Annotated in this window: 22 protein-coding genes, 4 tRNA genes and 1 pseudogene; 14 read left to right on the top strand and 13 right to left on the bottom strand. The window is 60.8% G+C overall.

The genetic code is table 11. The features are described 5' to 3' along the window. Positions 1-5: 5 nt before the first annotated feature. Complete coding sequence (locus tag CN933_RS05465; protein WP_026168589.1) at positions 6-1,046, bottom strand: cysteine synthase A; 1,041 nt, start codon at positions 1,044-1,046, stop codon at positions 6-8. 312 nt (positions 1,047-1,358) lie between these two features. On the opposite strand from CN933_RS05465, the gene CN933_RS05475 reads away from it, so the two are divergent. After that, entirely contained in the window at positions 1,359-2,240 is an 882-nt protein-coding gene (locus CN933_RS05475; protein WP_018094932.1) for an SDR family NAD(P)-dependent oxidoreductase, read from the top strand. A gap of 32 nt (positions 2,241-2,272) precedes the next feature. Beyond that, positions 2,273-2,455 (top strand): annotated as a pseudogene (locus CN933_RS05480) (VapC toxin family PIN domain ribonuclease); the annotation flags it as partial. Positions 2,456-2,529: 74 nt separating this feature from the next. Here the strand turns inward: CN933_RS05480 and CN933_RS05485 are convergent. Together CN933_RS05485 and CN933_RS05490 are read right to left on the bottom strand one after the other, a co-directional pair. Continuing rightward, positions 2,530-2,856, bottom strand: a complete 327-nt coding sequence (locus tag CN933_RS05485; RefSeq protein ID WP_018094930.1) for an SMR family transporter — start codon at positions 2,854-2,856, stop codon at positions 2,530-2,532. Then, positions 2,853-3,197, bottom strand: a complete 345-nt coding sequence (locus tag CN933_RS05490; protein ID WP_026168588.1) for an SMR family transporter — start codon at positions 3,195-3,197, stop codon at positions 2,853-2,855. The genes CN933_RS05485 and CN933_RS05490 overlap by 4 nt, the downstream gene beginning before the upstream one ends. 463 nt (positions 3,198-3,660) lie before the next feature. Here CN933_RS05490 and CN933_RS05500 point away from each other — a divergent pair, with 463 nt between their 5' ends. Together CN933_RS05500 and CN933_RS05505 are read left to right on the top strand one after the other, a co-directional pair. Then, complete coding sequence (locus CN933_RS05500; protein ID WP_102761322.1) at positions 3,661-4,044, top strand: VOC family protein; 384 nt, start codon at positions 3,661-3,663, stop codon at positions 4,042-4,044. A gap of 162 nt (positions 4,045-4,206) precedes the next feature. Next, entirely contained in the window at positions 4,207-4,596 is a 390-nt protein-coding gene (locus CN933_RS05505) for a cupin domain-containing protein (protein WP_018094927.1), read from the top strand. Positions 4,597-4,670: 74 nt separating this feature from the next. Here the strand turns inward: CN933_RS05505 and CN933_RS05510 are convergent, their stop codons facing one another. After that, complete coding sequence (locus CN933_RS05510) at positions 4,671-5,591, bottom strand: LysR family transcriptional regulator (RefSeq protein WP_102761323.1); 921 nt, start codon at positions 5,589-5,591, stop codon at positions 4,671-4,673. Positions 5,592-5,688: 97 nt separating this feature from the next. Between CN933_RS05510 and CN933_RS05515 the strand changes: the two genes are divergently transcribed. From CN933_RS05515 to CN933_RS05540, 4 genes are all read left to right on the top strand, one after another. Further along, the gene (locus tag CN933_RS05515; protein ID WP_018094925.1) at positions 5,689-6,480 is read left to right on the top strand and encodes an SDR family NAD(P)-dependent oxidoreductase; all 792 of its coding nucleotides are present in this window, start codon (positions 5,689-5,691) and stop codon (positions 6,478-6,480) included. A 13-nt stretch (positions 6,481-6,493) separates the two neighbouring features. Beyond that, complete coding sequence (locus CN933_RS05520) at positions 6,494-6,796, top strand: putative quinol monooxygenase (protein WP_018094924.1); 303 nt, start codon at positions 6,494-6,496, stop codon at positions 6,794-6,796. Positions 6,797-6,850: 54 nt separating this feature from the next. Next, positions 6,851-7,693, top strand: coding sequence for a type 1 glutamine amidotransferase domain-containing protein (locus CN933_RS05525; RefSeq protein WP_018094923.1), 843 nt, complete (start codon positions 6,851-6,853; stop codon positions 7,691-7,693). 537 nt (positions 7,694-8,230) lie between these two features. Next, positions 8,231-8,404: a DUF3606 domain-containing protein gene (locus CN933_RS05540; RefSeq protein ID WP_018094921.1), complete on the top strand. Its 174-nt coding sequence runs from the start codon at positions 8,231-8,233 to the stop codon at positions 8,402-8,404. A gap of 376 nt (positions 8,405-8,780) precedes the next feature. Here the strand turns inward: CN933_RS05540 and CN933_RS05550 are convergent. Then, positions 8,781-8,855: transfer RNA gene (locus CN933_RS05550), tRNA-Asn, on the bottom strand. A gap of 142 nt (positions 8,856-8,997) precedes the next feature. Here CN933_RS05550 and CN933_RS05555 point away from each other — a divergent pair. Further along, positions 8,998-9,279, top strand: coding sequence for a membrane protein (locus CN933_RS05555; protein ID WP_018094919.1), 282 nt, complete (start codon positions 8,998-9,000; stop codon positions 9,277-9,279). A gap of 48 nt (positions 9,280-9,327) precedes the next feature. Here CN933_RS05555 and CN933_RS05560 read toward each other — a convergent pair whose 3' ends face one another. Further along, a complete protein-coding gene (locus tag CN933_RS05560; RefSeq protein ID WP_018094918.1) occupies positions 9,328-9,675 on the bottom strand; it encodes a hypothetical protein in 348 nt (115 codons plus the stop codon). Between the two features lie 396 nt (positions 9,676-10,071). Between CN933_RS05560 and CN933_RS05565 the strand changes: the two genes are divergently transcribed. Beyond that, positions 10,072-11,151, top strand: coding sequence for a calcium-binding protein (locus CN933_RS05565; RefSeq protein WP_018094917.1), 1,080 nt, complete (start codon positions 10,072-10,074; stop codon positions 11,149-11,151). A 47-nt stretch (positions 11,152-11,198) separates the two neighbouring features. Here the strand turns inward: CN933_RS05565 and CN933_RS05570 are convergent. The 6 genes from CN933_RS05570 to CN933_RS05595 form a co-directional block, all read right to left on the bottom strand. Then, positions 11,199-11,272: transfer RNA gene (locus tag CN933_RS05570), tRNA-Cys, on the bottom strand. A 219-nt stretch (positions 11,273-11,491) separates the two neighbouring features. After that, entirely contained in the window at positions 11,492-12,208 is a 717-nt protein-coding gene (lexA, locus tag CN933_RS05575) for a transcriptional repressor LexA (RefSeq protein WP_018094916.1), read from the bottom strand. Positions 12,209-12,430: 222 nt separating this feature from the next. Then, positions 12,431-12,595: a hypothetical protein gene (locus CN933_RS05580; protein ID WP_013844460.1), complete on the bottom strand. Its 165-nt coding sequence runs from the start codon at positions 12,593-12,595 to the stop codon at positions 12,431-12,433. Between the two features lie 192 nt (positions 12,596-12,787). Continuing rightward, positions 12,788-12,863, bottom strand: a tRNA-Ala gene (locus CN933_RS05585). 268 nt (positions 12,864-13,131) lie between these two features. Next, positions 13,132-13,221 (bottom strand) — tRNA-Ser (locus CN933_RS05590). Positions 13,222-13,415: 194 nt separating this feature from the next. After that, positions 13,416-13,628: a hypothetical protein gene (locus CN933_RS05595; protein ID WP_018094915.1), complete on the bottom strand. Its 213-nt coding sequence runs from the start codon at positions 13,626-13,628 to the stop codon at positions 13,416-13,418. A 451-nt stretch (positions 13,629-14,079) separates the two neighbouring features. Here CN933_RS05595 and CN933_RS05600 point away from each other — a divergent pair, with 451 nt between their 5' ends. The 4 genes from CN933_RS05600 to CN933_RS05615 are packed head-to-tail and all read left to right on the top strand — an operon-like array spanning position 14,080 to position 18,124. Then, complete coding sequence (locus CN933_RS05600) at positions 14,080-15,123, top strand: septal ring lytic transglycosylase RlpA family protein (RefSeq protein WP_026168586.1); 1,044 nt, start codon at positions 14,080-14,082, stop codon at positions 15,121-15,123. Positions 15,124-15,179: 56 nt separating this feature from the next. After that, the gene (locus CN933_RS05605) at positions 15,180-16,334 is read left to right on the top strand and encodes a D-alanyl-D-alanine carboxypeptidase family protein (RefSeq protein WP_018094913.1); all 1,155 of its coding nucleotides are present in this window, start codon (positions 15,180-15,182) and stop codon (positions 16,332-16,334) included. Between the two features lie 57 nt (positions 16,335-16,391). Next, positions 16,392-17,096, top strand: a complete 705-nt coding sequence (gene tmk, locus CN933_RS05610) for a dTMP kinase (RefSeq protein WP_018094912.1) — start codon at positions 16,392-16,394, stop codon at positions 17,094-17,096. Beyond that, positions 17,093-18,124 carry a DNA polymerase III subunit delta' gene (locus tag CN933_RS05615; RefSeq protein WP_018094911.1) on the top strand — a complete coding sequence of 344 codons (1,032 nt, stop codon included), beginning with the start codon at positions 17,093-17,095 and terminating at the stop codon, positions 18,122-18,124. The genes tmk and CN933_RS05615 overlap by 4 nt, the downstream gene beginning before the upstream one ends. Here CN933_RS05615 and CN933_RS05620 read toward each other — a convergent pair. Beyond that, the gene (locus CN933_RS05620) at positions 18,119-18,424 is read right to left on the bottom strand and encodes a pyrophosphohydrolase domain-containing protein (protein WP_018094910.1); all 306 of its coding nucleotides are present in this window, start codon (positions 18,422-18,424) and stop codon (positions 18,119-18,121) included. The genes CN933_RS05615 and CN933_RS05620 overlap by 6 nt on opposite strands. Positions 18,425-18,614: the final 190 nt, after the last annotated feature.

Consider the following 18,614-nt stretch of genomic DNA (forward strand, 5'->3'; position numbering starts at 1 on the left):
CAATCCTATCCAGCGGGTTCGTATGGCACTGCTATGTTCGAGGTCGTCTTCAGCCAGTCCGGAACCGGCAAACCCTTGGAGGTCAGGAAGTCCGGATTGAAGAGCTTCGACTGATAGCGGTTACCATAGTCGCAAAGGATCGTCACGACCGTGTGTCCCGGCCCCAGGTCACGGGCAAGCCGCACGGCTCCGGCGATGTTGATGCCGGTCGAGCCGCCGACGCAGATACCTTCCTGTTCGATGAGATCGAACACGTAGGGTACCGCTTCAGCATCGGGAATCTGGTAGGCGAAGTCCGGCGTGAAGCCTTCGAGGTTGGCGGTGATTCGACCCTGACCGATGCCTTCGGTGATCGAGCTGCCGCTCGACTTGAGCTCGCCATGGGCATAAAAATTGTAGAGTGCCGCCCCTTCCGGGTCGGCGATGCCGATCTTGATCGCCGCATTGCGGGCGCGCAAACCTTCCGCCACACCGGCAAGCGTGCCGCCGGAGCCGACGGCGCAGATGAAGCCGTCGACCTTGCCGTCGGTGTCCCGCCAGATTTCAGGCGCCGTCGTGTCGACATGCGCTTGCCGGTTGGCGACATTGTCGAACTGGTTTGCCCAGATGGCGCCGTTGGGCTCTGTTTCGGCGAGTTGGGCCGCCAACCGGCCGGAGATCTTCACGTAGTTGTTGGGATTCTTGTAAGGCACAGCCGGAACTTCGACCAGTTCGGCCCCAAGCAGGCGCAGCGCGTCCTTCTTTTCCTGGCTCTGGGTTTCGGGGATGACGATGACGGTGCGGTATCCGAGTGCGCTACCCACAACGGCAAGGCCGATCCCCGTATTGCCGGCCGTACCTTCGACAATCACGCCGCCCGGTCGCAACTGCCCGGCCTTCTCGGCCTGGCGGATGATCCAGAGCGCCGCCCGGTCCTTCACGGACTGCCCGGGATTGAGGAACTCCGCTTTGCCGAGAATGTTGCAGCCGGTCGCTTCGGAAACGGCCTTTAGCCGGATCAGCGGCGTGTTGCCGATTGCTTCGAGCACGGACGGAAGAACAGGCATTTTGAAAACCTCGCGCTAGACGGAACGGGTGCCGGCATTAGCCAAGCACTAACCTCGGTCGACGGCAAGCCGATAAACATTTGGTTTCATGGGTAGGATTGCCGAAATATTGGCGTGTTTTCGGCTCACTCTGTCTTACAGGCAAGGAATAGCGTTTCGCAGCTTTCCTGTCCCGGGCAAAAAACGTCTCTGCCGTCAATCGACGGGCGGGAAGCGGAGATTGCGGGGCAGGCGCTTGCCGTCCGGAGAGGTATGGGACCGGCCGCCTATGCGGCGCCCCGGTGAGAACCCCCGTCGACGAGCGAGGAAAAGATGACAGCCGTATTCGCCGCCCGCCCCGAACATGGATTGGCATGGGTCACCGGCGCGAGTTCCGGAATCGGTCGAGCCGTGGCGCTTCGATTGGCCGAGGAAGGCTATTCGGTGGTGGTCACGGCGCGAAGTCACGAGAAGCTGGTAGATCTTCAGCACGAGGCAGCCGGAGCAGGGCGGATGATCGTTCTCGATGGAGACGTCACCGATCCGAAGGACATGGAGCGGCTCTTGGCAAAAATCGAATACGAGCACGGGCAGGTGGCACTCGCCGTGCTCAACGCCGGCGTCGTCCTGCCGGTCCGTGGCGACGACCTGCACCGAGACGCCTTCGACAGAAGCTTCGCGGTCAATCTCAACGGGGTCGTCAACTGCCTCGTTCCGCTTGTCGAACATATGAAGGCCAAGGGACATGGACAAATCGCGATCATGTCGTCGGTGGCCGGCTATGGCGGCCTGCCGATGGGCGCCGCCTATGGTGCGAGCAAGGCGGCACTCATCAACATGGCGGAGAGCCTGAAATTCGATCTCGACCGCATCGGCATCCGCCTGCAGGTCATCTGTCCCGGCTTCGTGGATACGAAGGCCGTGCCGAAAGGCGGATTCCCGAGACCCGCGCTGGTGAGCACGGAGGAGGCGGCGGAGCGGATATGCGCGGGGCTGAAGTCTTCGCGTTTCGAGATCACCTTCCCGAAACGATTTACGTACTTGGTCAAATTGCTGCGGATCCTGCCCTATGGGCTTTATTTCGCGCTTCTCGATCGCCTGGTACCGGGGAGGGCAGCCGTCGCCGCGCCTCCGAAGAACAAGCGCTCAGGATCCGACGGACAGCCGTCAGGCGGTGTCAAGCATCAGCACCGCCCTCGACCCCTGCAATCTTGACCCGACATCCCATGCCCGGCCAAGGTCCGCGCCGTGAGATCGTGGTTGATCGAGCGGATGCCGGTTATCTGGCGCTTGCCACCTACCGGACGACGAAGGGGGACTTCTCCGATGCGCTGATCGCCCACGGCGGGCGCTTGGCAGGCTGCGCCGAAACGCTGACCTTCGACAAGCCGGCAGCCGATCATGCCGGAATGCGCCTCGTAAACCGATGATTAGCTGCTGGTGCCGGCAGGCAGCCCGTCGCTTCGCCCCTGAGGAAGAAGCGCTCAGGCTCAGAACAGCCGCGTCAGGCGGTGTGAAGCACCAGCACCGCGCCGAAAATCAGTGACAGTCCAAGCCAGCCGATCGGTTTCAGCCTCTGGCCGAAGAAAAGGCGGCCGCAGATGGCCGTACCGAAGATTCCGGTTGCACCGAGAATGGCATAGGCGATCGCCAGGTCCATATCCTTGATCGCTTCCGCCAAAAGCGCGAAGGCCGCAAGCACCAGGAGGATCGAAAGGGCACCCCAGCCGCGGCGGGCAAAGCCGTTCGATTTCGTCGAGGCGAGGTTCGCTGCCACATCGAGCACACCGGCGGCGACCGCGAATGCGAAGGAGAGACCCGACGCGCTCATGCGGCGGTTTCCGCCGCATCGCTCCTGCCGGCATTGAGGAGAAGTATCCCAGCTACGGCCATCGCAAGGCCCAGCATTTCGCGACCGGAGAGCGCATGGCCGAAAACGAAAACAGAGACGAGCGTGATCACGGCAACGCCCGATCCTTCCCAGACGGCATAGGCGACGCCGACCGGAATGGTCTTCACCGCTCGCGCCAGGAAGACGTAGGAGAGCGCGATCGAGGCATACATGACGATATGCCCCCAATAGGTGCCGGAGCCGGATGCCGCCTTCATCACGGTCAGGCCGACGACCTCGGTCGCGATCGCAAGGACCAGGAAAAGCCATGCGATACGCATGAGGAAACCTACGAGAAAAATCAGCCCGAAAAAATGAAAGCTGGCTCGCCGGGCAGGATGAAACCGCGAATTACGAATTCTCGATTCCACTAGCCGTGTCAACGCCAAAGACGCCCGAAACCAGCACTCAGAGAGCGAGCTGTCGCTTTGGCGCGAGAACGAGGCATCGTTCGAACGCGAGATCTCACCGCCGTCGGCGTTCCTCGCTGCTATCCAAGCACGATGTGCCAGGAATGCTTGCTCGTGAAAGTCTGCTATGGCCTCTATCGCTCGACTGAACTCGAAGCGGCCGTATGCGATCTCGGCAGCGACCGTTGGGCCGGGAGGCGAATAGCGGACATTTGGCATCGCCGATGCAGCCTCATTTGTTTGTCACCTCTGGATAATTGCCGAGACCACCCTCTTCGGTGTCGGAACCGAAGCAGGTCATGCGTCCTTTGGACGTCAATCAAGGAGACATTCCATGAAAGCACTCAACGACAAGTCTTCCTCGGCCATTGTCGCGGTGAGCGACATCGATCGGGCGAGGCGTTTCTACAGTGATATACTGGGGCTTGAGCTCAACGACGAAGGCATGGAAGGCGTGCTGGTCTACAAGACGGGTGCGACGTATCTGGTCGTCTACAGTTCGGAATTTGCCGGCACCAACAAGGCCAATGCCGTGGTGTGGGACTGCGGACCAGACATCGACGCCATCGTTGCCGACTTGGGTTCCAAAGGTGTGACGTTCGAGCGCTATGAGATGGAGGGTGTGTCATACAAGGACGGGCTCCACGATGCGAACGGGTTCAAAATGGTCTGGTTCAAGGATCCCGACGGCAACATCCTCCATCTGAACAGCGCATGAGCTGCTTCACGACTTAAGGAAGGGACGATGAAGTAGCGCACTTTGCTGCGCCATCCGGAGATTGGAACCGAGATGCAGGGCAATTCGGTCGCGGCCTGGATACGCCGGCTGACTTCATACTGAACCGTGAGATACAGAGATGGACAATTGGCGAGAGATGACATGACGCGCAAAGATTTCGACGTCAGTTCGGTCAGGCCAAGCGGAAGCGCGCCTGCTCAGGCAACGCTTTTTGATCCGGGTGCTGAAGGTCCCTGGCGCGGCTCTTTGCCGGGCGACGCACTCGGAGCACCGGTGACCGTGCTCGCCTACGGCACCAACCGCACTGGCGAAGGCCCACGCCTTCACGTGCATCCCTATGACGAGGTGTTTGTCGTGATCGAGGGTCGGGCCCGTTTTTTCGTTGGAGACACTGTTCTCGACGCGACTGCCGGTCAGGCTGTGTTTGGCCCGGCGGGCATCCCACACCGGTTCGAAAATCTCGGACCAGGGCGCTTACAGACCATAGACGTCCACCATTCGCCGCATTGGATCCAGACCGACCTCGACTAGACGGCCCCGCACTACCACCTAGCGCCTAGGCGTTATAGGCGACATCATGGCCGCATGGTGGGACGCTCAGATGGTTACGACCCGCCCTTCAGGAGGGGTGACTCTTCCAATGCCTCGATCATGTATTCAATGAAGGCTCGAACCCGATGCGGCAGTGGTCCACCGCCAACGTAAATGGCGTGGATCAGTTCGAGATCACCTGGATTGCAGTCCTCGAGCAGAGGCACGAGCCTTCCGGCGGCGATGTCGGCGGCGACGTGAAACAGCCCGAGCCGTGCAACGCCGGCTCCGGCCAGCACCACCTGCTTCATCGTCTCACCGTTATTGACGACCAGGCTTCCGGTGACCGCCTGGGCGATCTCCCGGCCGTCCCACCGGAAGGGCCATGAGGGCCGCTCGCGGCGAAAGTTGAAGGTCAGGCAGTCATGACGCTCAAGGTCGGCGGGCGTCTGGGGTTTTCCTTTGCGTTCCAGGTACGAAGGCGCGGCGCACACCACTCGTCTGCTCTGACCGAGCTTTCGCGCGATCAGGCCGCTGTCCGGCAGGTTGCCCATGCGAATGGCGACGTCGGTCTTTTCCGCGACGAGATCGACGATACCGTCTGCGAAGCTGAGATCAACGATCAAATCGGGGTTCCGCGCGATGAAGGCGGGCATCGCCGGCGCCACGAACATGGTGCCGAACGGAATGGTGGCGTTCACCCGAAGCCGGCCACGAACGGCGCCGCCCGACGCTTCCTGATCAGCATCGTTCAGAGCCTGCAAGATCTTGAGCGCGGCGTGATGATAAGCCTCGCCTTCTTCGGTCAGCGTTAGCGCGCGGGTCGTGCGCATCAGAAGGCGCGTGCCAAGTCTTGCCTCCAGACGCGCGATCAGCTTGCTGACTGCCGATGGCGTGATGTCGAGGCTGCGCGCGGCTGCCGAGAAGCCGCCCTCCTGCACCACCCGCGTAAACACCTCCATCTCGCCAGAGCGTTCCATCAAAATGCGCGGCACTGATGATCTCCATTCACAGGTGCATGTCCAGCGGCGGCAATAGTTCCTCGGGCTCTCAGATCATAGATTGCATTCGGACACAATCAGGAGCCACGTCATGGATTTGCAACTGACCGATAAAACCGCGCTCGTTACCGGCGCCACCGCTGGTATCGGGCTCGAAATCGCCCGCGCGCTCGCCCGCGAAGGCGCGAATGTGATCATCACCGGTCGCGACCGGCCGAAGCTCGACAAAGCCATCACCGACATCAAGACGTCGGGCGGGGAATCCGTTGCCGGCGTTCTCGCAGACGCTGCCACCACTGATGGCACAGCGACCATCGCCAAGGCCGCCCCGTCGGTCGACATCCTGGTCAATAATCTTGGCATTTACGAAAGCAAGGACTTCGGCGCCATCACCGATGCTGACTGGAGCCATCTCTTCGAGGTTAACGTGATGAGCGGCGTACGCCTGTCGCGCGCTTACCTGCCTGGCATGCTGGAGCAGAACTGGGGTCGGATCATCTTCATCTCAAGCGAGTCCGGCCTCGCCATCCCGCCCGACATGATTCATTACGCGACCACCAAGACCGCGCAACTCTCCGTCTCGCGCGGCTTGGCGCAATTGACGCGCGGCACCAACGTCACGGTGAACGCGGTGCTGCCGGGGCCGACCCGTTCGGAAGGCATCGAGACCTTCCTGCGCAGCCAGGCCACCGATCCTTCCGCTCCGATCAAAGAGATCGAGGCAGAATTCTTCGCCACTGCGCGCTCCGCTTCGATACTGCAGCGGATGGTGGAGGCAGAAGAAGTGGCAAACCTCGTCACCTATCTCGCCAGCCCGCGTTCGTCGGCCACCAACGGCGCAGCACTGCGCGCCGAGGGTGGCCTCGTCAATACGATTGCCTGAGAGAGCGTGTCCGATGTCGAATTCTCCGCTCACCGTCATTGCCATGACTACCGCCAAAGCCGGCAAGGAGGCGGCCCTTGGGGCTGCCCAGGAAAAGCTCGTCGCCGAGACTCTCATGGAGGACGGCTGCCTGCGCTACGAACTGCACCAGTCCCTCGATGACGGCCGCATTCGCATCTTCGTCGAAAGCTGGGAGAGCGAAGCACAATGGCGTGCCCACATGGAAGGCGCTGCCATGCAGCGGTTTCTGGCCAGCGGCGTCGGCGACTATTTCGCCGATTTCTCGCTGCATCGGCTGGCGAAGATCGCCGGCTGACACAGCCGCAGCACACTCCTGACAACGCAATTTTCAAGCATCCGGAGACAGACGATGAAATACCTGCGTCGCCTCGCCATCACCCTTGCCCTCGGTTTCAGCGCCGCCAGCGCCCATGCAGCAAACGTGCTGGTCGTTCTTTCCGATTCAGACCATCTCGACCTGAAGGACGGCAAGGTCTTCCAGACCGGCTTTTACCTCAACGAACTGATGCAGCCGGTCGAGGCGCTGCTCGATGCCGGTCACGAGATCACCTTCGCCACCCCCAAGGGCACGGCGCCGTCCATCGACAAAACCTCTATCGACAAGATGTATTTCGGCGGAGACGAAGCTGCGATGAAGGCGAGCGAAGCGCAGCTTGAGGAAATCGGCTTGCTGTCTGACACTGCCTCGCCCGTAATCAGTCTCGCGCGGGTCGAGCAGATCGGCTACGACCATTTCGACGCGGTCTATGTCCCTGGCGGCCATGCCCCGATGCAGGATCTTCTTGTCAGCCCTGAGCTCGGCAAGTTGCTGACGCATTTCCATGAACAGGGCAAGACGACCGCGCTCGCCTGCCATGGGCCCATCGCGCTCATCTCGACCCTGCGGGACCCGAAGGCTTTCACCACACAGCTCGAAACCGAAGGCGCAGCGAAAGCAGACCGTGAATGGATCTATGCCGGCTACAACCTGACTGTGATCAGCAATGAGGAAGAGGAACTGGCAAAGGGATTGCTCGGCGGCGGCGCGATGAAGTTCTATCCGCAGGATGCTCTCACGCAAGCAGGTGCTCGCTATAGTCAGTCCGATGCGCCCTTCAGCGCGCATGTCGTCACCGATCGGGAACTGATCACGGGCCAAAATCCGGCCTCGGCCCCCGCCGTGGCGCAGGAACTCCTCGAGCGCTTGAAGTAAGAGGCGACATGTCCGGCCAGCACGAGGCCAGCCGGCGAGACCGCGCTCAGTTGCGGTGTTGATGCGGGGCTCATCGAATGCAAAAGCCCGGCGCAGCAGGAATGCCGCGCCGGACCTCGAGTTGAATTGAGCAAAGAGGACATCTGAAGCTGAGAACATCGAGGCACTGATTGAGCCGTGGACGTCCCTGATACGGATAGTGAAATGCTACCGGTCGACGGCGCGCCCCGGACAACGACATCACCCAGAGACGCGTCATAAGCCCGCCCTTGCCGAAGCGTGATCCGCTCCTATTCTTCATCTAAGTACATGGAGAAATAGAGTGGCAGATAATGACAAGGAGCCGGATCGTGACCGCGATGTCGTTTCCACTGAGGGGCATGGGGTCGCAAGTGATGAGAAAAGTGCGGCCTATAGGAGAAGGATGGTGCAGGAGGCCCTCCGTGAAGGAAACCCTGCCGGGGTGAAAGCGAAGGACTATCTCAGCAATAGATGGTTGTCCGGCGGCTCGTGGTAGACCGTCGATGAGAGGAAAGCATGGCAGATAATCCGAAGAAGAAAGGCCGCGACGGCGAGCTCGTTTCCGAGCAGGAGCACGAGGTGGCCTACCTCATGAGAACGGCGAAGGTGACGCGGCAGAAGGCGTTGACGGCGATCCGTGAAGCTGGGCCGAACCGCGAAAAAGTGATGGAATATCTCGGCAAGAAATAACGCTCAAAAGAGCGTCGCCTGCTGGACCTCCTTTGTCTTCGGCTCAAAGGGAGGTCGCGTTCCGCCTTTCGTGGCGTTCGTCTCCTGATCCGCGCCTTCTCCCATGCCGCGTGATAGTTCGTGTGCAGCTCGGCACGCGGCGATAATAGCGATAGATGCCGCTTGCGGCGTTTCTCATTGCGTAACGCGGAATATCTTCGGACCCTATGAATTCCCCGTTTGCCGGCCTGTGTGGTCCGCAAAGCAGCCAAAATGTAACCAAAAAGCAAGCCAGCACCGAACCTTTTAGAGGCTTGGTGCATTTACATGATCGGTTAAGCACTTGAAAATACTCAAAGAAAAAGCCCCGCACCGTGAGATGCAGGGCTTTGGAAACTGGCTCCCCGGGCCGGATTCGAACCGGCGACCTATCGATTAACAGTCGAGTGCTCTACCGCTGAGCTACCAGGGATCATCTGCGCCGCAGAAGTGAGGCTGCTAATACAAATGCTTTTCCGATTTGCCAAGCGGTTTTTCAAAAAAAATGTCGGTAGGCGGTTGCCGCCCTGTGGAGAAGGCACCAACTGTGGGGTCATTGGTACGGAAGAAGAGTGATGGCGAAGAAGCATTTTGGCATCGATCCCAGGACGCGTGAGATCGTGCTCGGCAAATGGCGGATGAGCCTGCCCAACTCGCCGGCATTGCGCGTGCTCATCGGCGTTCTGCTCGTCTTCGGCGGTCTGCTCGGTTTTCTGCCCATCCTGGGCTTCTGGATGGTTCCTCTGGGCCTGCTCGTGCTTTCGCACGATATTCCCTCGATGCGCCGACGGCGGCGCAAGCTGGCCGTATGGTGGGCCCGATGGCGCAGCAAGCCGAACTCGTCCGGCAGATCCTGAGAGGTGGGCCTCGCGAAGAGTTCCGCCAGCATCCGGATGCAGCGCATTTCAGTCGGCGGAATTGCGCGGCTTTCGACGTCGTTTGGGCAGGAGGGCGACAATGACGCAGGCGAGGACCAAAGCGACCGGCCAGAAATCGGTGGCCTGGTCCCAACTCCACCTCCACATTTCATAGCCCTCCAGGTGAGGCGGCGGCAGCTTTGCGCTGATCTCGAAATCACGTTTCTCGCGGCCGTGGAAGTGTCCGATGGCGAAGGCGAGGCCGATGATCAGCGCCAGCCTTCTCGGCGCAATCGCCATGAACAGGAGGGCGACGACTGCTGCAATACAGAAGCCCTCGACCACATGCCCGAGCCAGTCGAAGTGGCGCTGAATGTAGCCCCAAGGAATATCCATCACGTCGCGCTTCGAGTGCCGCCTCCCGATGAGGCCGGCCGAGGGACCGCTATATCACAACCGCCGATCACGAGACCACACGATCCTCGAGGTTTCGCCCTTCGCGGACGTCTTCGGGAGCGTGGGCGAGCTCGTCCTTCTTCCAGTATCCGGGCGCTGAGTGTGGTCGCAAAGTACAACTTGTAGTTAATCCAAAGTGGTCAATAGACAGGAACATCACGTTCGGCAACATTGGAGCGCTTTCAGGAAAAGGGTGTAACGGTCTTCCGTAGGAAGTCCGTATTTTCATAGCGTTAGCTCGTCACTCCGACGGGGCCCGACGAAGTCGGCGCCGCGAAGGCCGTCCGGGTTTCCCAAGACGAGCATCGCTTACTGTACAGCACTGTGGAGAGAAAAATGGCGCATCTGATCGGTGGCATCGCCCCTTGGCTCGGGCTGGACAACCACATCTTCGGAACGAACGATCCGGACATTATCTTCGGAGACCCGTTCACGACCGGCAATAGCCTGGGAGTCTCCGAAATCGGCGGCTTCCTGTCTTCGGGGCAGGGTGGCCGCGACAGCCTTGACGGCCTTGGGGGCAACGACACGCTCTTCGGCGACGCTTGGACGATCTCCAATCAGGGGCGTGGTGGCGACGACCAGCTCGACGGCGGCGCCGGCGACGACACGCTGTACGGCGATGCCTTCCAGATCGATGCGATTGATTCCGCTATCGTCGCCGGAGGGAATGATCGTCTCTCGGGCGGCAAAGGCAACGATACACTCTATGGCGATGGCTACAATTGCCTCAGAGGACGTGGTGGAGACGACTGGCTCGACGGCGGCGCCGGAGACGATACTCTCTCGGGCGACGCTTTCTCCCTGGGCGATTTTTTCGTTGGCGGGAACGATCGACTCCAGGGCGGAGAGGGCCATGACAAGCTCTACGGCGATGGCCTCGACCAGGGCGTCGTGGAATCCGGGATTGGCGGGAACGACCACCTCTATGGTGATTCGGGCAATGACTTTCTCGTTGGAGACATTCTTTTCTCACGTGGCGGCAGTGGCGGCGACGACCTGCTCGACGGAGGCAAAGGCAATGACGTCCTGTATGGCGATGCAGAGGTCGGCGTGGACACCGCGGGTGGGAACGACCTCTTGATCGGCGGCACCGGTAACGATCAGCTCTGGGGCGATGGTCGACTGACCGCAGCCTTCGCGGTCGAGACCGGTGCCGATCAGTTCCTGTTTTCACGAAACAGTGGTCGGGATGAGATCTTCGACTTTGAATTGGACAAGGACGTCATCCAAATCGCTGGCTATGGCTACGACGACTTCGCTGATTTTTTGCCCAACATCGGCAACGATGCTGACGGGAACGCTGTCCTGCAGTTGAATGGTACCGTCGATCAGGTCACTCTGATCGGCATCCACGCCGCCGACCTCAGCGCTGCCAACTTCGTCTTTGCGGGCGCGGATTTCGCCTTCGTCTGACGGAGGTAAGATTTGTCGGCAACAAAGCTGAATAGCGGTGGATTTTTTGGAGGCCTCGCCCGGAATTGAACCGGGGTACAAGGATTTGCAGTCCTCTGCGTCACCACTCCGCCACGAGGCCTCTACGATTTGCGATTTTTCAAATCGTGGCGCGGATTTAGAATGATTGCCCGCAATCCGCAAGAGGGTACATTTGGAATAGGGTCTTTTTTATTCTGTATAAATAGGGCTTCGGTTCTGTGGAGGCGTGGCCATAGCGCCCCAAGGCGCAATGGCCCCACTTCTAACGCTTTGAAATTGCGTACTTCCGTGGGAAACACCTGCACACCTGGTCGGGAGGCTAGTGGTACCGCCGGATGAGGCCGACAAGCCTGCCTTGGATCTTGACCCGATCCGGACCGAATATCCGCGTCTCGTAAGCCGGATTGGCGGCTTCGAGCGCAATTGAGGCGCCCTTGCGACGGAAACGCTTCAGAGTTGCTTCCTCGTCGTCGATCAGGGCGACGACGATATCCCCGGGGGTGGCAGTGCTTCCGTTCCGGATGATCACCGTATCGCCATCGAGGATGCCGGCCTCGATCATCGAATCACCCTTGATCTCGAGAGCGTAGTGCTCGCCGCTGCCGATCATTTCGACCGGTACGGAAATATCGTGCATGTTGTTCTGGATTGCGGAAATCGGCACGCCGGCGGCAATGCGGCCCATGACCGGAACAGCGACCGACGCGATCTCGGCCGGGGGCGCCGGTTTCGGTGCGGGGGGCGGGGCCGCAGGCTTGCCCAGACTGCCTTCGATCACGCTCGGCGAAAAGCCGCGGCGGACCTGCGAAACACCGGCATAGGCCTCCGGCAGCTTGATGACTTCGAGGGCTCGAGCGCGATTCGGTAGCCGGCGAATGAACCCGCGCTCTTCGAGTGCGGTGATCAGACGATGGATGCCCGATTTGGAGGCAAGGTCGAGGGCATCTTTCATCTCGTCGAAGGACGGCGGAACCCCGGATTCCTTCATTCGTTCATGAATGAACAGAAGCAATTCCTGTTGCTTGCGGGTCAGCATGGCGTCACTCCAGAATCGCGAAACAAATCAAGAACAGAACCTATCTGTTCCATATGTGTTCCGCAAGTGCCTAAAATTCCGTGAATACCGCTTGCTGCTGAATGCCTGCCCGCTTCCGATCCGGCGTGTCGTTGGCGATCGCTCGGAATGTCGGGGCAGGGGGCGATACGCTCTCGCATGTTTGGCTTACAGCGGCCGCCCCAGTCGCTCGCCTATGCCATGCTAATAGGCAAGCCGCAGTCCGCCCGGCGTAAGAACGTCGAATTCAGGCTCGGGATAGGGCCCGTACCACTGGGTATAGGTCGTGTTGGTCGAGCCTGTGCTGGCGCACCCCGAAAGGGCGAAGAGGGAAAAAATTACGGCTGCCACCAAAGATTTAACAGGCATGTTTTTCTCCACTCGCGGGAGTTGCCCAGACCTCGAACGGGTCAGACTAAAACTTTCTCTCAAATCAGCTTTTTTGGCAAGCGCGCCGAGCCGCGGCATCGCCCGGGCTCTGGCAACCTGACGTCCGGCATCGGTGGAAGTTACCTCAGGTAAGACCTGTCACCTAGGTGTCCGGGTTGGACAAGAGGGGAATGGTGGAGTCGAAGGGAGTCGAACCCTCGACCTCCGCAGTGCGATTGCGGCGCTCTCCCAACTGAGCTACGACCCCACTGGTCACTCGTTGTATAAGATTTTTCGGCCCCGCGCGCCAGTGCATTCCGTCTTCCGGCTTCACCCTTGCTGCCCGGTAGGGCACGCTGCAATTCATCCACCCGAATATCGCCCCTTCGCGATGGAGTCCCAAAGCAGCTTCTTCCGCTCCGGCAGGTGACGCAAAGCGTCGGAAGGGCAGGGCAGCCACGAGCCTTGCGGGTGGGGAAGACGGCCATCAGTGACGAGAAGCTGGGAATTCCGGCGTGCCCGGATCAATTCTGAAATGGCGGAAGAGGTGGGATTCGAACCCACGGTGCGCTTTCACGCACGCCGGTTTTCAAGACCGGTGCCTTAAACCGCTCGGCCACTCTTCCGGGTGATTGCGGAGCTTCGTGAAATTCGTTTCCGAGTTCTCGATTGACCGGCGATCGCTACCGGGTTTGCTGCCCATTCACCAACGGCTGGCTTTTTAGCAGCTTTGATCACAGCGTCAACTTGCTCTGGAGCATTTGCTTGCATTCGAGGCGTGCCGCGCCGCATACGCCCGTGGCACGGTTGTGGGCTATCGTCACGGGCGGAGTCCGCTGTCCGGCGCCGCAGGCGGACTTTCGTCGCCTGCCCGGGCGACGTAGGCCGCGACGTCCCGGCTTCTGCCGTCCAGGAGCGCCGCTCCGGCAAGCAGATAAACGGCAATCGCCAACATCGACAGGAGCATTATGCCTAAGGGCAGGCCGGTTGCCGCCCGTCGCTCCGGCGGCCCATAATCGTATCTGTCGTCCATTGCGATATCCTCTCGGACGTTGGGCCGGAGCACGGGGCAGCACGCCAACCGGGGACGGAGCCTCAGAGTTGCACCGACGGGAAGCTTCGGCCAGCTCTGAGGCCGCCGCACCCCGCGGCCGACGAGCCGCGTGGGTGCTTATTGCGATATGTGTCGGCAGGGGAACCCGGCAACGGGTTTCGGACCTTTGGCGCGCTCTATCGGACTATGGTCCAGCGGCTCATTTACGTTCCGTAAACCATAGCGAGCGTTTTTTAGCGTCCGTTCGTCCTCCGGTTCGCAATTTCGCCTTGTTGTTGTCATGATTGTTCGGCTGTTCCGTTTCGGGACGGCGAAGTTCTCGCGGGGGAACTACTGCACGATTGCGACGATCGTTGCGCGTTCGGTCGGATGCGTGAGCGCTGCAGGAGCGGATTTCGGGTGCGGCTTTGCGAATGATCTTGTGGGACAGATGACATCCAATAACGGTGCGGCATATCTTGTGAGGGGGCTCCGTCTCGCAGCGGTTCCGTTGCTTTGCGCGGTGCTTGCGGCCTGCGGATCGACGACGTCGAGCGTCAAGAAGACCAAGTCGCGGAGCAAGGAATACTTCGCCGAGTCCGTCTATGGCGTCAAAGCCAGCCCCAGAGTCGCTACCGGAAACAACATTCCCAAGGGCGGTGGCCGCTACCAGGTAGGCAAACCCTATCAGGTCAAAGGCAAGTGGTATCAGCCGAAGGAGGATTTCGGCTACAACAAGAGCGGGATGGCCTCCTGGTACGGGTCTGCCTTCCATGGCCGGCTGACGGCCAATGGCGAGGTCTATGACAAGCATCACCTTTCGGCCGCTCACCCGACGTTTCCGCTGCCGAGCTATGCGCGCGTGACCAACCTGGAGAACGGCACGTCCGTCATCGTGCGTGTCAATGATCGCGGCCCCTATGAATACGGCCGGATCATCGACGTCTCTTCGAAAACCGCCGACCTGCTGGACATCAAGCGCAAGGGAAGCGCCAATGTTCGCGTTCAATATGTCGGTCGTGCGCCGCTCGAAGGCAATGACATGCCCTACCTCATGGCTTCGTACGTCAGGAAGGGCGACCGTGGCCCGAGCGTTATGCCGGAAGGGCAGATCGCCTCAGGCGTTATGGTGGCTTCCAACGAGCCGCTGCGCGACATGGTTCCGAATCTCCGCGCCGTTCCGGTTCCGAACAGATCGACGCTCGATGCCGGCGTGCCGGTGAACGCGCTCGCAAAGCCGGCGCAGGCCTCGGCGGCACCAAGCGCCTTCGACGAATTCGTCGTTCTGCCGCAGATCGGCCCCATGCCGACGTCGCGCCCGCAATTGATCCCGCTGCCGGATGGCAGCATGGCCTATGCTGCGGCCTATGTCGAAGTTCGCGTCAGCGACAAGCCGTCGCCCTTCGAGGCGATCATGGTCGATCGCAACCCGCTGACCCCCGATTCCATTCTCGCCTATGCGAAGCGCCAGTACCGAAACGCCGACTCGCGCTGACGCCGGTTGAAGAGGGCTTTCCGCGCTGATATGCCCATGCAGAACCGGAGTTTCTCATGCGCATGAAGTGGCTTGCGGTCGTAGGTTTCCTCGCGGCCATCGTTTCGGGGCAAGCGGTCGCGCAGACGCCCGCCTTCGACACCAAAGCGAAGCAGATCTATCTCGTCGATGCCGAGACAGGCACAGTGCTCTTTTCACGCGACGAGGATGCACCCGTCCCGCCTGCCTCGCTCGCCAAACTCATGGCGATGGAGGTGGTTTTCGAAGCCTTGGATAAGGGCGACCTGACGTCCGAGACGAGTTTCGAGGTTTCTGAACATGCGTGGCGTACAGGCGGGGCCCCCTCCGGCACTGCAACGATGTTCGCCGCGATCAAATCCAGGATTCGCGTTGCCGATCTCATCCAGGGCGCAACGGTGCAACTCGCCAACGATGCGTGCATTGTCCTGGCTGAGGGAATGGCTGGCAGCGAGGCTGCTTTTGCCGAACTGATGACCAAGCGGGCCCGCGAGCTGGGGCTGCCGGTCGCCACATTCAGGAATGCCACGGGGCTGCCGCATCCGGAAAACAAGATCACGATGCGCGAACTCGTCGCCCTTACGCGGCACCTGTACGAGGCGCACCCGAATTACTATCGGCTCTATTCGCAGCCGGAATTCGAGTGGAACAAGATCCTTCAGCGCAACAAGAACCCTCTGATCGCCGCGAATGTCGGCGTCGATGGATTGGCGACCGGCTTTGCGGAGGGTTTCGGCTTCTCGCTCGCCGTCTCGATGCAACGGGGCGACCGCCGGGTCTTTCTCGCGATGGGGGGCCTCGAGAGCGAAAAGGAGAGAATCGACGAGAGCCGCAGGGTCCTGGATTGGGCGATGACCGCTTTCGAGAAACGGCGCATTTTCGCAGATGGTGAAACCATCGGAGAGGCGAGCGTCTACGGCGGTGCGGATTCCCGGGTGGCGCTCGTGGCGGGCGGCCCGGTCGACGTTCTGCTGCCGGTAAAAAATCCCGAACGGCTGACGGCACGCATCGTCTACAAATGGCCGCTCAACGCACCCGTCGCTGCCGGTCAGCAGGTCGGCGTCGTCAAGCTCTGGAACGGGGACAAGCTGCTGCGGGAAGTTCCCGTGAAGACGGCGAGGGCGGTCGAGTCCGGAACGCTCACGAGCCGGGCGCTCGACGCGCTGCAGGAACTGCTGTTCTTCTGGCTGTGACAAATGCGCTTTGCGACGGTTCCTTCCGCGGGACCGATCGGCTAAACAGAGACGATAATGCACGCCGATCCGGGAATTGAAGTGTCGCTGACCAAGGGTTTGTTCATAACATTCGAGGGGGGAGAGGGGGCCGGCAAGTCGACCCAGATGCGCCTTCTTGCGCAAGCGCTGAGCTCGCGCGGCTACCGCGTGCTCACCACGCGCGAGCCGGGAGGCTCCGCGGGTGCCGAAGCCGTTCGCCACGTCCTTCTTTCGGGCGCGGCGGAGTCCTTCGGAGTCCGGATGGAGGCGATCCTCTTTGCGGCCGCCCGCAGCGACCACGTCGAGGAGGTGATCCGGCCGGCGCTCCAGCAAGGAACGATAGTCCTTTGCGATCGGTTCATGGATTCCTCGCGCGTCTATCAGGGCGTGACCGGCAATCTGGAACCGGCCTTCGTCGAGACCATGGAACGCGTTGCGGTGAACGGTGTCATTCCCGACTGCACCATCATTTTCGATCTTCCCGCCTCGGTCGGGTTGGAGCGCGCCCGCCGCCGCGCCGCAAACGACAGTCCCGACCGATTTGAAAAGGAACAGTTGGCGACGCATGAAAAGCGGCGCGAAGCCTTTCTCGATATTGCCGCGGCCGATCCGGAGCGATGCCGCGTCGTCGATGCCAACCGTCCGCCGACCGCGATCGCTGCCGAAGTATTGAGTCTGGTCGAGGCGCTATTGCCGCTTGAGGGCAAACCGCAACCCTCGAATGCGGAAGCGACGTCATGACCCCGGAACAGCCAGGTGTGCTGGAGGGCGCGCTTGCTCCCGTGATGAACAGCAAGCTCTTCGGTCATCGGGAGGCGGAAGCCTTTCTCGCGCAGAGCTACCGGTCCGGAAAGGGTCATCACGCGATCCTGATCGAAGGGCCGGAGGGGATAGGCAAGGCCACACTCGCCTTCCGCTTCGCCAATCATGTCCTGAGCCATCCGGATCCGGCAGACGCCCCCGAAAGGCTTGCCGACCCTGATCCCGCCTCTATCGTCACGAGACAGCTCGGTTCGGGCGCATCGCACAATCTCCTGCATCTCGCGCGCCCAGTGGACGAAAAGACGGGCAGGACGAAGGGCGCGATCACGGTCGACGAGGTTCGCCGCGCCGGCAAGTTCTTCGGCCAGACGTCGGGCACCGGAAACTGGCGCATCGTCATCATCGATCCGGCCGACGATCTCAACCGCAACGCCGCCAATGCCATTTTGAAGATGTTGGAGGAGCCGCCGCGCCGTTCGCTTTTTCTGGTGCTCACCCATGCGCCGGGAAAACTCCTGCCGACCATCCGCTCGCGTTGCCTGCCTTTGCGGCTGAAGCCTCTGGACACGGAAGCCCTGCGCCAGGCGCTTGCGCATCTCGGGCTCGATCTCGCGGGCCTGAATGCAGAGCGCGTTCTCGCCGCCGCTAACGGCAGCGTTTCTGAGGCGCTGAAGCTCGTCAACTATGGCGGGCTGGATATAGCCGAGGCTTTCGAAGACATTCTGGCGGGGCAGGGCCCGGCTGTCCGCAAGAACATGCACAAGCTGGCCGACGTGCTTTCGGGCAAGGACAGCGAAACGATCTTCGATTTCTTTTCGTCGCTGCTGTCGGGGCGCATCATGCGGATGGCACGCGAGGCGGCGATCGCCGGCGACGTCGGCGCGGCCGAACGGTTCGCCAGGCTGTCCAGCACTGTCGGCGAACGCCTGACGCTGAGCGCGGCCTATAACCTCGACCGCAAGCAGACGGTTCTTTCCCTCCTCGATGATCTCAAGGAAGCTCTATAGGTCGGGAGCGAACTTCCATTTTCGCTCGATTGCCGCAGCCAGGTCTATATCGTTGTGGTGGGCGAAGAGCAGAACGTGGCCGAGGAGATCGGCCGTTTCGTCGGCGATCGACTGGCGCAGCGTCTCCGGGGAGACCTGCCGGTCGCGCCCCCGTCCTGTGGCGTTGTTCCAGGCCTGCGTCAGCTCCCCCATTTCCTCCTGCAGTTTCAATATAAACCAATCCGGATCACGGCTGATCGAATGCATCGCCGCATAGCCCGCCGGCGCTTTCTCGAATTTTCGTCTGAGTTCGTTGAGCACACACGACTCCCCCGTTTGTTTTTGTTTTGTTCCAGACGATCTTTCGTGTCAATCCCGTCTGATTGCGCATTTCGCAAAAGCCGGACAGGGATTCCGCTTAGTCGCGGACACTTGTTTCACTAAGTCGCGGACAGTTTGGCGGCGGTGGCCCTCGGGTGCCTGGTTGTCTTCATGGGTGATTGATTTCGCC

The sequence above is a fragment of the Sinorhizobium sp. M4_45 genome (assembly GCF_002885915.1).
GTDB classification, from domain to species: Bacteria; Pseudomonadota; Alphaproteobacteria; order Rhizobiales; family Rhizobiaceae; genus Sinorhizobium; species Sinorhizobium meliloti_A.